The sequence below is a fragment of the Gottschalkiaceae bacterium SANA genome, from assembly GCA_036323355.1.
GTDB lineage: Bacteria > Bacillota > Clostridia > Tissierellales > GPF-1 > GPF-1.
This window is the reverse complement of the sequence record AP028876.1, coordinates 3,149,101-3,161,987: the sequence shown is the minus strand read 5'-3', so window position 1 is coordinate 3,161,987 and position 12,887 is coordinate 3,149,101. Positions and strand designations below refer to the sequence as shown.

General features: G+C 42.5%; 9 protein-coding genes. 7 read left to right on the top strand and 2 right to left on the bottom strand.

What is annotated here, in order from left to right; all coding sequences use genetic code 11:
- Positions 1-27: 27 nt before the first annotated feature.
- Positions 28-2,517 (bottom strand): excinuclease ABC subunit UvrA, encoded by a 2,490-nt coding sequence (gene uvrA / locus AC25CA_RS15265; RefSeq protein WP_486814701.1) that lies wholly within the window; start codon positions 2,515-2,517, stop codon positions 28-30.
- Positions 2,518-2,710: 193 nt separating this feature from the next.
- On the opposite strand from uvrA, the gene AC25CA_RS15260 reads away from it, so the two are divergent.
- From AC25CA_RS15260 to AC25CA_RS15240, 5 genes are all read left to right on the top strand, one after another.
- The gene (locus AC25CA_RS15260) at positions 2,711-3,532 is read left to right on the top strand and encodes a MerR family transcriptional regulator (protein WP_486814700.1); all 822 of its coding nucleotides are present in this window, start codon (positions 2,711-2,713) and stop codon (positions 3,530-3,532) included.
- A 46-nt stretch (positions 3,533-3,578) separates the two neighbouring features.
- Positions 3,579-4,019, top strand: a complete 441-nt coding sequence (locus AC25CA_RS15255) for a hypothetical protein (protein WP_486814699.1) — start codon at positions 3,579-3,581, stop codon at positions 4,017-4,019.
- A gap of 14 nt (positions 4,020-4,033) precedes the next feature.
- Complete coding sequence (locus tag AC25CA_RS15250) at positions 4,034-4,564, top strand: GNAT family N-acetyltransferase (RefSeq protein ID WP_486814698.1); 531 nt, start codon at positions 4,034-4,036, stop codon at positions 4,562-4,564.
- 174 nt (positions 4,565-4,738) lie between these two features.
- Positions 4,739-5,569 carry a MerR family transcriptional regulator gene (locus AC25CA_RS15245; RefSeq protein ID WP_486814697.1) on the top strand — a complete coding sequence of 277 codons (831 nt, stop codon included), beginning with the start codon at positions 4,739-4,741 and terminating at the stop codon, positions 5,567-5,569.
- A 144-nt stretch (positions 5,570-5,713) separates the two neighbouring features.
- Entirely contained in the window at positions 5,714-7,096 is a 1,383-nt protein-coding gene (locus AC25CA_RS15240; RefSeq protein ID WP_486814696.1) for an MATE family efflux transporter, read from the top strand.
- A 217-nt stretch (positions 7,097-7,313) separates the two neighbouring features.
- On the opposite strand, the gene AC25CA_RS15235 is transcribed toward AC25CA_RS15240, so the two are convergent.
- On the bottom strand, positions 7,314-8,819 hold the full coding sequence (locus AC25CA_RS15235; protein ID WP_486814695.1) for an HD domain-containing phosphohydrolase: 1,506 nt from the start codon (positions 8,817-8,819) through the stop codon (positions 7,314-7,316).
- A gap of 829 nt (positions 8,820-9,648) precedes the next feature.
- Between AC25CA_RS15235 and AC25CA_RS15230 the strand changes: the two genes are divergently transcribed.
- Both AC25CA_RS15230 and AC25CA_RS15225 read left to right on the top strand, forming a co-directional pair.
- Positions 9,649-10,059: a hypothetical protein gene (locus AC25CA_RS15230; RefSeq protein WP_486814694.1), complete on the top strand. Its 411-nt coding sequence runs from the start codon at positions 9,649-9,651 to the stop codon at positions 10,057-10,059.
- 150 nt (positions 10,060-10,209) lie between these two features.
- Positions 10,210-12,795, top strand: a complete 2,586-nt coding sequence (locus tag AC25CA_RS15225; protein ID WP_486814693.1) for a hypothetical protein — start codon at positions 10,210-10,212, stop codon at positions 12,793-12,795.
- Positions 12,796-12,887: the final 92 nt, after the last annotated feature.

Genomic DNA, 12,887 nt, shown 5'->3' with positions numbered 1-12,887 from the left:
AGGGTACCCGAACCAGTAACGTTTTCGTCAAGCATGATTGGAAAGCCTTAAGAAGTGGCCCGTATGGCTATGGGGGTTTTGCATAATTTCAAATGGAGATCCTTCTGCGACAAGGTTTCCTCCTTCTGAGCCGCCACCAGGTCCCAAATCAATAATCCAATCGCTTTGTGAAATGACCGCTAGGGAATGCTCAATGATGAGGATGGAGTTTCCTTGGTCAACCAGTTTTTTTAAGAGGACAAGCAGTTTTTTGATATCACTGGGATGAAGACCGCTTGTTGGCTCGTCCAGCAAATAGAGGGTATGCCCCTTTCCACTTTTACCAAGTTCTTTGGACAATTTGATTCGCTGACATTCTCCGCCGGATAGGGTTGAGGTGGATTGACCAAGAGTCAGATAGTCAAGACCAACTTCCTGCAGAACATTCAGTCGTTTGTAGATCTCATTGTGGTCTTTGAAGATTTCTAGGTTCTGCTTGACGGTCTTCTCCAGAATTTCCGAGATCGTGAAGCCCTCATAGGTGACATCCATAACCTTGTGGTTAAATCGTTTGCCATGGCAAAGGGGACATTCAACTTCGATATCGTCAAGAAAATGCATATTCAAGGGGATTGATCCAAGTCCCTTGCATTTTTCACAACGTCCACCGCGCACATTAAAGGAAAAGTCACTGCTTTTTAGGCCATGGGATTTGGCACTTTTTAAATGGGCAAAGAGAGAGCGTATCGGGGTGAAGATGTCTGTATAGGTGGCAAGGGTTGAACGTGATGAACGCCCAATTCGCTGCTGATTGACCTGAATGATGCTATCGATTTGATCAAGGCCGGTGATTTTATCGACATGGTCAGTCTGCCCATAAGCGAAACCGGCAAGCACGTCGAAAATCAGGGTTGATTTACCAGACCCCGAGACGCCTGTAAATGTGACAAGTCGGTTCAATGGGATTTCAACATTGATATTTTTCAAATTGTGTTGCCGTGCATGGTGAATCGATAAGGTCTTTTTTGATTCTCTATTTTGACCCTTGGAAATTTCTGTTTTTTTGTGCAGGTATTTGCCTGTTGCAGAGGATTCGAAGGTCGATATTTCCTCTGGTTTTCCAGTGGCGACGATTTGGCCACCCTGGATCCCGGAAAGTGGTCCAAAATCGATCACGTAATCGCATTGGGCTACAAAATCCATATCATGCTCGATGACTAGAATGGTGTTGCCGATATCGCGCAATTTCTTTAAGGCATTAAGGATTTTGATCGTGTCTTTTGGATGAAGACCACTTGTTGGTTCATCGAGAATATATAAGACGCCTGTAAGTCCTGAATCCATGAGGTTGGCCATGCGAAGGCGTTGCGCTTCGCCGCCGGACAAGGATTTGATGGTTCGGTCAAGGGTGAGATAACCCAGTCCAATGCGTGTAATGCTTTCGATTCGCCTTAAAATATCCTGGGTGATGGCGGCTAAAACGTCCTTGTTCTGGTCCTCCAAATGGTTTGGCAGCTTGCCAACCCAGGCTTTCAAGTCATCGATAGTGAAGGTGGAAAGTTCGACAATCGACTTTTGATCAAGGCTAACTGTCCGTGCCTGATGGTTGAGCCTTGTTCCCTTGCATTCGGGACAGGTCTTACGGATAAAACAAGCCTCGATTTTCTTGTTGGTGGAGCCCTTTTGAATATTCTCTGCTGATTTCTTTTTTAAATAGGTGAGAATCCCTTCGAAATAGCCATCGCTTACCTTTTTGGGCGGTTTTATATGGGGGTAGAGGGCCAGAAAGTCCTTGCTAGACACGCCGTTGAAGAAGACCAACTTTTCAAGCCTATTATAATTGCGAATGGGTTGATCCACATCAAAATGAAAACCGTAGTGGCGTGCCGCCGCCTGAAGAACATGTTCGTAGTGTTTGGCCATCATGCCTTGCCACATCTGTACAGCACCTTGACCTACGGTCAGCGAGTCATCGATGATTCCCATGGGGTCGATTTCATTGACTTGACCCAGACCGCTGCATCGCTTGCAGAATCCCTCTGCCTTGTTGAAGGAAAAGTGAGCCATGGTCAAAGTTGGGATCTCTCTTTGGCAATGGGGGCACTGTGTAGATTTTGTATTTGAAGAATCCAAGTCATGATGGGTGTCTGACACAAATGCAGGTGGAATCATTTGACTGCAATGGGGACATTGTCTGAGGCCGCATTTGGCGTATAAAAGCCGCAGATAAGTCAAAATTTCAGTGTAAGTGCCAACCGTTGATCTTGGGTTGCGGTTGTTGATGCCCTGAGAGATGCTGATAGAAGGCGATAGGCCCACAATCCTGTCGACTTGCGCATTGTTCATTCCGTCCGTAACCATGCCCATGGATTCCATATACTGCCGTTGACATTCTCGTTGAAGGATGTCGAAGGCGAAGGTGGACTTGCCTGAACCGGATGGCCCTGTAAGAGCAACCAATTGATTCTTGGGAATTTGAACGGAAATATTTTTTAAATTATGCTCTCGTGCGCCTTTTATTTCAATGAATTTGTACATTAGCTTCCTCCATGTTAACCAGAGCCCTGTGCGGAATAAATGACTGATAAGGATAGTGTAATCGATAAAGCCGCTGTAGGGTCAAATACTTTTTTTCGATCTGCTTGATAGCGAACTGGATGCGAAATCAGTATTTGGCGGGCTTCTATGATACAATGAAACATATAGTAACTGTATAGTTTGGAGGGATAAGATGGAAGGAAAGTTTATCATCGGCGAGGTCGCAAAACGATTTGGCATAACAAGGCCGACATTGATTTATTATGATTCGATTAATTTGTTGAAACCATCTGTTGTCGAGTTGAATGGATACCGATATTATAGCTATAAGGATGTAGAAAAGTTAGAGTTAATTTTGACCTTGAAAGAATCCGGCTTGAAATTGGAAAAGATAAAGAATTTTTTGGCTTCCCCATCTCATGAGGAAGCCATAGGGCTTTTGGATGCGCAGGTTAAAAGCGTTGATGAAAAAATCGAGCAATTGATGAAAACCAAAAAAATTATTCAAAATCGAATTGAGAATATTGAAGCCTATGAAGCATTTGAACGCTATCCAGAGATCCGTCTGGTAGAAAAGGAGGAGCGAAGAATCTGCAAAGTTCGTGTAGATTACAATGATGATGAGCCTTTTTCTTCGACCTTGCGAAAGCTGAAGACGATTCTTGATGAATTTCCAGAAACCTATGGTGCCATGGCAAGCAAATTTGGCGTTTGTGTCTCAGAGGAAAACATGCTAAACGGTGAGTTTTATATCTTCAAATATATCTTTGAGCTTCTGGAAACGGAGATTCTTAGTTCCCAGCTAGATGTTTTACCGGCGGGAACCTATATGACATGCATGCATGACGGCCCCTACCATTTTTCTCATTTGACATTTAAAAGAATGCTGGCATATAGTAAAGATCATCAGTTTGCTATCAAGGGAGACGGGTTGATTCTGCCAATCCATGATGTTTGGGCGGTGGATTCGGAAGAAAACTATATGACTGAAATTCAAATTCCCGTGGAAAGGTAAGCGAGATTAGTACCCTCAAAACGAATCGTAGAAAGTAGGGAAAGTGATGTATACTTCATTGGCAATAAGTGTGATATTTTTTGTGTTAAAAGCAATGGGACTTCAAAGCCTGGCAAAGAACCAAGCAATCAAAAAAAACTGGATTGCGTGGATTCCCTTTTTGAATGGTTGGCTACAGTGCAAAGTGGTGGGATCCCATATTTTGTTTGGGAAATTTGAAACCAAGCACTTATTTGCTTATTTATTGGCGGGATCAATAGCAACGGACTTTTTATTCTATAGGAGAACCCCGATAAGCATGGGTCTGCTGATGGTTCTTGCTGGTTTTATGGTCTACCTGACCTATATCATGTTTCGTGATTTTTATGGCAAGTATTCAAAGCGAGCTTCATGGCTGGCGGTAGTGGCCATGATCTGTTCGCCGCTGCATGCAATTTTTGTAACGATCTATAGTGACCGGGAAATGCGTCAACTCGCAGCCGATTAAGAGGGAGGTAGTATATGATTATTAGAAATTTAAGACCAGAAGATATGGAGGCGTTTTGGGCTTTGCGTTTGGAAGCCCTTAGGGGATATCCGGAAGCCTTTGGTTCTTCCTATGAAGAGGAACTGCATAAATCAGCGCAGAGTCGGGGAGAGCGATATTTGACTAATATGATTGTCCCAGAGTCTATTCATTTTGTTGTGGGTGCTTTTGATAATGATCGCTTGGTAGGTATGGTTGGATTTAGGCAAGAGGAACGGATCAAAACGAGACACAAGGGCATGGTTTGGGGAATGTACGTGTCAAGCCAATACCACCATCAAGGAATTGGTAAGGCCTTGTTAATGGAATTGTTGGATCAGGCCAGGGAAATGGACTGGTTGGAACTGATTCAATTATGGGTGGTAACCAATAACAAAGCAGCAGTTCGCTTGTATGAACTCTTTGGCTTTAAGACATTTGGAGAAGAACGCCATGCCTTGAAGATTGGTAGGCAGTATTACGACGAGTTTATGATGGTCTTAAATTTGGAGGATGTGGAGTCCTAGCGAAGCGTTTGTGAAAGATGCAGAATGAAAGATAACGAGACCAAGTAGGATTAAGTGGACCAATTGTGCATAGTTTAATTGCTTGGGCAAAGAAATGTGGATAAACCATAGAAGCGGTTGATGTTAAGGGTAAAGGCATAAAAAATGTAAGAAGAAAATCTGGCGGTGGTGACGATGAAAAAGTATAAAATCGGAGAATTTGCACGAATTAAGAACATTGATGCTCAAACCCTGCGTTATTACGATCGCTTAGGCTTGCTCACGCCCAGCGAAGTCGATGCAGAAACTGGCTATCGATATTATACCGTGGATCAGTTTATTCAAGTCGATGTCATCAAGTTCAATAAACTGCTGGGCCTGTCCTTGGAGGAAATATTGAGACAGAAGCAGATTAAGTCCCTCGACGTCAAGCTATCGGTGATTGAAAATCAGCAGGTTCGTTTGGAAGAAATGATTCGGCAATATAACCTGGTAAAGGAAAACCTAGAAGAAATAGTTACATCGATCCGCCAAGCAAGCGAGGAATTTGAACTTGTTGGCAACAAACCCCGCATCAAGGCGATGGGTGATTTGATGGGGGTAGTTAGTGATTGCAGTCACCTGGAGGACTGGGGAGATTTTGAAGAGAAGATTAAAGAGCTCACCTTGCGATACCCAGAGTATTATGAGGTGGGCCACAACCACGGCTTGATTTTCGGAGGTCGTTTTGATCTCGTTTTCCAGCAGGATGATAGTTATTTAGATTTGATTGTTATGCCCTATCATGGGTCAAAGACAGATGATCCGAATATAGAATGTTTTCATTTGGGGACTTGTGTGGTTGCCTATCATCAAGATGGACAAGAAGCTCAAAGTTTGACTCTTAATAGGATGTTGACCTTTATTGAGGAGAATAATTTGGAATCAAAGGGTATGGTTATGGTACGGTCTATTGTGGGTTCCTTTATTCTTTCGGACCATGATGCGTACTTGCAGGAAATGATCGTCCCAATTAAAGAAATGTAGAGACAGGAACCCTTCTTTTCTAGCTATTTATAGCTGAAGAAGGGTGTTTTTTATGGAGTAAAGGAATGGTCTTGACTTTATAATGACTACAAGGTTTATACTAATAGGACAGATAATTTGTTCGACTTGGTATTGGAGGAATTTATGAAGGATTTAAGGCAAGGAAGCATCAAAAATCACATTGTATCATTGGCTATCCCCACGGTTGGTGGCGGTTTGGCCTTTACATTGTTTAATTTAACGGACACCTATTTTGTTGGTAAATTGGGGACGCAGGCATTGGCCGCTATGGGGTTTACCTTTCCCATTATACTAATCTCTTCTGCGGTTTCCATGGGGATTACAACGGGGACCATGTCGGTACTTTCCCGTGCAGCGGGTAGACAGGACAAAAAGAAGATGAAGCGTATCGCAACAGATGGGCTCTTTTTATCAATTGTATTGGTTCTATTCTTTTCAATTTTGGGTTTGTCTACCATGGACCAACTCTTTCCTCTTTTGGGGGCAGATCAGTTTACTTTGCCTTTGGTAAAGGACTATATGAGTGTGTGGTATGCAGGTATTTTGGTTGTTTTAATGCCACCTATGAGTGATTCGGCCATGCGGGCCATTGGGGATACCATGCGTCCTTTTATTGTCATGCTAGTTTGTGCGGGATTGAATGTGATCCTTGATCCCATTATGATCTTTGGTTGGTTTGGTTTTCCAGCCATGGGGATTCAGGGGGCCGCTGTCGCAACTGTTATTTCTAGATTTTTTGGCATGCTAACAACCCTCTATTTTCTAGGATTTCATCATAAACTAATTGATCTGTCGAGACCCAAGTTGTCACAGTTGATGACTTCGTGGAAGGAAATTTTGCAGATCGGTTTACCAGGTATGGGCGTGATGCTTTTCCCTCAATTATTGAGGACGGTGTTGACAGCCTTGGCAGCATCTGTCGGGGGTGCAGCAGCTGTTGCAGCGATTGCCGTGGGTAGCCGTATTGAAGGTTTTGTGAATATTGCCATTCAAGGAATTGGCAGTAGTATTGTGCCGATTGTGGGGCAAAACTGGGGTGCTGGATTATATGACAGGGTCGATACGGTAAGACGATTGTTGAATCGCTATGCCATTGCTATAGGGCTTGGTTCTTTGGCTGTAATCTATGTTGTTGCGCGGCCCCTCACTTCCTTGTTCACTCAAGATCCGGAAGTTGTCGCTTATGTATTGATATATTTGCGCTGGATTCTAATCGGTTTTGTCGGTATGAATCTCTATAATTGGAACGGACAAGCCTTGAATGCCGTGGGAAAAACCATGTGGACTTTGGCAATCAATGCAGGGGGCACGGTTATGGTCATGATGCCACTTTTATTTGTAGGTTCAAAAATTTCCTTTACTTGGATGCTTGCCGGTCTGGCATTAGGACAAGTCCTTGTGGGATTTTTTTCCATTGGAATTGGAAGAAAGCAATTAATGGAAGCCGAGTCATGTAATCACACCGAGGGTTTTGTTTGCTGTAAAGAGGGTTTGTCAGAAAACTGATTTAAATCATCTAAGATCTAGCGGTTTCACCGTTGGCGGATTAAACCGGTGAAACAGATTGGTTGGCCTAATGAATAAATGGATTTGTTGAGTGTGGGGATGACCTGCAGATTAAAAAAGTGGCTAGAGAGTTAGATTCTCTAGCCACTTTTTTTCTGATAGACGTGTAAGTATTAACCACTGGGTTGAATTTCAAAAAATGCGGATTGAATGAAAGCTATGAAACAGATTCAATGCAGGTGAACAAGCTTTCGACAATGTCATAATCAAATAGCGTTCCCTGTCCATCGCGTATAATGGCAACCGCTTGTTGGACACTCATGGCTTTTCTGTATGAACGATCAGATGTAAGGGCATCGTATACATCAGCAACTGCAATAATTTTGGCCATCATGGGGATCTCTTGGTCCTCTAATCCGCATGGATATCCACTGCCATCTAGGCGTTCATGGTGATAGAGGACACCATCTAGAATACTTTCAAATTGGGAAGATTTAAGAAGAAGCTGAAAGCCTTTCTGCGGATGCGTCTTAATTGCATCGTATTCGAACTCGGTTAATTTACCGGGTTTCCTTAAGATTGAACCAGAAATTGAAATCTTACCGATATCATGTAATAGGGCGGAGGAGTAAAGTTGATCCAAATTTTGATATCCGATACGTTGGCCAATTTGAAGACTGTATTTTGCTACCCGTTCGGAATGACCTCTGGTGTAGGGATCTTTTTGTTCCAAGACCTCAATTAGGATGTCGTAAAGCTCTTTAACATCTTCTTTTAATTTTTCATTTTTTGCTTGTATGACAACGGACAGCTGATTGATATTGTCTTCTAATTGTATAAGTTCGATAAATCCAGAGTGTTTCACTCTTTTCGAATAATCGCCGGAAGCGATGCGGGATACCTGGGTTTCAAAAATTGTAACTTGATCAAGCGCAGACTGAAAGCTTTTTTTTAAGGAGCTGCGGCACACTAGCATAAAGGTGAGAAGAACTGTAAGCAGAACCACGCCATAGCCGATGTAAAAATATTCATGCAGTGTGTCGAGTTTGTATTCAATGGTTAAATAGGAATTGGTATTCTCATCAATCAGATAAGACATAGTAAGATGTTCCCAATTGAATAGATTTCTATTCTTATGTATGTTTTCTTGTGTAACATTTGCAGATTGAATATATTGGCCATACCACCAGTCATTTAAAAAGGCAAGGTTATTGCCAGAGATGGGTGTTGCAAGTGCCAATGTATAATCGTTTTCATTTTTCGCATGAATCAGCCAAAGTTTATTTTGAATCCATTGGTATTGCGGCAAGGAGTTGGCTGCCAATTGATTTTCAGCGGCTTTTAATATGGGTGCAGGAATGATTTTACCTTTATAGGAGTAGGACTCGTAGCCATTTCTTGCCAGCAAGATGTGAGAATCAAGTGCGCCATATTGAAGTAGATCGCTTTCAAAGTAGGTATTTAGAGCATCGACGTTTTCTAATTCGTATTGATCCAAAAGATCGTCATCCATATGCCAATGTGCGACTTTTAATTCTGTAGCCTGGCAGAGCGTTGAGAATTTTCCCGTGTAATAATCTTTCGACATAGACGTAAAATGATGAACATAGATTTGGCTGCAAAGGGTAATAATCAGGCCAAAGAATAGGACCAGAAACAAGAGAAAGATTCCGAATCGATTTGCGGTTGATTTATAGGTATTATTAATCAAAGATCGTTTCATTGTTTTACCTCGGCCATATAGTTTAATGAACAATAGTCTACGATAACAACATTATACGCTATATTATCTTAAAATTCACTATTTTGTAATATAATGCAAGATAACCAATCGATTTGTTGAAAATGCGACAAATTCATGATCGGATTTCTAACAATTTGTGAAGAGAATCTGATTGGGAAGTCAAATCGGTCATTCTGTGATTAATTCCTTCTAGAAACTTGAAAGAGAAATAGATGGTATGGGAAAAAATCATAAAAAAAACGCCAGCGGGTTGGCTGGCGCGAAGTAAAACTACTTGATGTGTTCAATTTTTTGATAGATCTCGAGATTTGTGTCTTCATGCCCATAATTCAAGGAGTCGATATCTCTTAGAAAAATGTGTGTGAACCATTTCATGGAACCACTTCCTTTCATTTAACCTGCCGATTCAAGTGACTAATTGTTCTTTATCGCTTGATCATAAATACCATTATTTGTAATGAAACCCCAAGTTGAAATGACCAATTAGAAGTTCCAAACTTTATATACCCACTTTTCAAACAAAACTCTATGTTTTGTTTGAAAAGGCACCTTATTGGCTAGTTTTAAAACAGCAAGTTGTATCTCTTTTTCTATATATGGGTTCTTTGGAAAATAGTTGTAAAAATAACCCTGCATGGACCCATTTAAATAAACAGATGATTAAAAAGTGTGCTAATTAAAAAAATAATATACATTTTGTTGTTTTTGACAAAAAAACAAGGGAACTTGTCGCATGTATATATAGAGATAGGCGATAAGTGCCTGGATCACAGAACAATTATTTACTATAGAAAGAAAGGAGTAGAAAATGTTAAAGAGAGTATTGCCGCTTGCACTGGTTATCATTCTGCTGTTCTCGTCCTTTGCTTTTGCTGGAGGCCAGGGAAATGGTGGACAAAAGGCAGCAAATGGTGAGCCAAAGGTAATGGCGCAAATGGGTCCTGGATTTGACGAAGAACGAATGCCAGGGAATCCTCGAGATGATGAAGAGTGGGCACCATTTACCTATTGCTATGGGTATGGATATGGCTACGGCTATGCCTATGACAGGCTAAATGTTTGTACCGATGGCTCTTGTATTTGTACGGATGGAAGCTGCATCTGCACCGACGGTTGCTGTGAGTACTTCTTCCAACATCAATGGCGCTGGCCTTGTGAATTGCCTGATTTGACAGATCCGCCAGAATTGCCGGATGAGTCAGTGGTAACAGAACCATAAAGAAAAACACCTACTTACCTACACGCACGAAAGAGCGATCCACTATGGGTCGCTCTTTTGTTGCGATGGGAAAACACTGAAATATAAATCACTTTGTTATGTCTCCCTGCCATGATAAAATAGAAATAATTAACAGTTTTAGGAGGCTTCATGGGAGAAACGGGGAAAGAGAATCAGGGAGAATCAATAGGGAAGAAGTTGGCAAAAGATGCCGGTGTGCATCTGGGTGTCAAGAACACGTCGAATACGGTAGCGGATCAAGTTGTCTTTAATGCCCGTCAAGGCCATGGCTATGCTGGGGAGCATGCTAATCATCTGGCGGATAAGATGATGGGGAAAAAAGCAAAGTTGGTTGGCCAGGGCAATGAGCTCGATGGTGCGGACCGCCTGGTGAACGGAGAGTTGATTCAAACCAAGTATTGCCGTTCTGGATCAGACTGCATTAGGGAATGTTTTGACGGAGATCGATTTCGATATGTGAACCGAGATGGGAGTCCGATGAAAATCGAGGTGCCGAGTGACAAGTATGATGCGGCTCTTGATGCCATGCGAGATCGAATCAATAAGGGAGAGATTCCTGGCGTAACAGATCCTAAGGATGCGGAAAAGATTGTAAAAAAAGGTTTGTTCACCTATGAGCAGGCCAAAAATATCGCAAAAGCTGGCACTGTGGAATCATTGACATACGACTCTGTTAAAGGAATACAATTGGGGATTCAGGCCTTTGGCTTGTCTGCGGTTTTGACCTTTGCGGCCTGTGTGTGGAGCGGAGATGATGTGGAAACAGCATTTCGGACTTCTTTAGAAGCGGGTATCAAGGTCTTTGGTGTTGCTTGGGGCAGCACGGTGATTTCCTCTCAATTGGCACGAACTGGGCTAGAAAAAGCCATGCGTCCTATGACGGATCGCATTGTCAATCAATTGGGATCCAAGGCGGCTGCAAAAATTGCGGCGGCTGTTAGTGGTAAAAAGATTTTTGGTGCGGCTGCCAAGAAGCATGTGTCGAAATTGATGCGCGGCAATATGATTACAACCATAGCAACCACGGCTGTTCTTTCAAGTAAGGATATGATTCATGCCACGGAGGGCAAGATTTCTGGTGGCCAATTAACAAAAAATTTGGTAACAACGGGTGCTAATGTGGGTGTTGGCACCATTGGTATGACTGCGGGTGCGGCACAAGGTGCAGCATGGGGAACGGCAATTCTGCCAGGAGTTGGTACTGCGGTAGGTGGTTTCCTAGGTGGTTTGTTTGGAGCCGTTGCGGCAGGAAGCGCAGCTGGCGGTGCAACCAAGTTCGTGATGGATCAGTTTATCGAAGATGATCGAAATATAATTATCCCCATTGTAGAAGAGCAATTTGGTATAGTGGCTGAGAATTATCTGTTTGGTCAAGCGGAAGCGGATCAGTTGATCGGCATGCTTCAAGAGGATGGATTCGAAAATAAATTGAAAGATATTTTTGCAGCTGATTATCGCCAAGGGGAAGCATACGACTGGATTGAGTCCAACGCAATGCCAATCGCCCAAAGTCGTCAAAAGGTGATGCTGCTAGATGGCGATGCCTTACGCAAGCAAATGGAAGAACTGGAACGGTCTCTTCGCTGGGAGTCCATGTTGGCTGCATTCCTGGAGGCGATTGAAGCGACCGATGACCAAGCTGGCCTTGAAGCCTTGACCCTATGGGAAGAGGAGTGGCAATCCAAGGATTTGGTCGAGCTTATGGCATTGGCTGTGGAAGCAGATTTGCCCAAAGTTTTTGCCTGGATTCAAGGGCAAGCTGTCCTTTCAAAAAGGGAAAAGTTGCTTGCATGGCAAGAAGCTATGGATCAGGAGCGGTGGCACATTATTGTGGAGGAAGTTAAAACGCAGAAAAGTGTTAATGAACATCTCTTGAAGCGATATTGGCTGGCCGCACCGGTAGAAATATTTACCCAGGATACAGCGGAACTTATGTTGAATCATGATCAAGTGGATCCCATAGAAGCTGACCTATGGGTCGACCGTTTTGACCAGGCGATTGAGGCGTGTCAAATGGAGCGCATTCGATTTGCTATCAGTAAGGGTGGGCAGTTCTCGGATGCGGGTTTAGAACTGATCTTGTCAAAAGATGAAGCGGATTTCAAAATGCTGTTGGGCGAGTATGAGATAAACCGGCCTATTCATACCTATGAGGGAACCGAGTTAGTTGGCTATATGATTGAAGAAAATGAATGGGATCGAATTGGATGGTTATATGTGCAGCACGATAAATATCCAGCGCCGCAGATTATCAACGAGTATATAAATGCTTGTACGGAAGAAGGCGTCTACTTCGACTCGAAAATTTTACATACATTGATTCTTTCAGAAAACGAGTTTGAAAAGAAGGGGCTAAGAAAGCAAACAAACTATTTTAAGGAAATTCAAAAGGCCTTGATTAACGAAAAACTGATCAAACAGAATCCCTTGTTCTGGTTGCCAGGTTTTCGAACCTTGCGTCCTTTCAAGATGATTTTTGCAGCCTTTGTATACGCTACATTTTATTCTCTGGTTTCATTTGAGGAATTTGTTCCCATGGCAAGGGTGGTTCTTGTTTATACCTTCTTAATGACTTTGATTTTGATCACCAATCCGGTAGATTTAAGAAACAAATTTCCCTATTTTGCCAAGAATAAACCTTTTCGCGGAACCTTGGTCTTTATACTTTTCTGGTTTGTTAGCGTTTGTATTATGATTGCTGCCATTCCTCAATAGAATTTTACCTAGCAAAAATTAGAAGCTTGCGACTCGAAAGAGTTGTGGCTTTTTTTTTATGTTTTTTTGAGTTTATACTTTCTTTACTATTT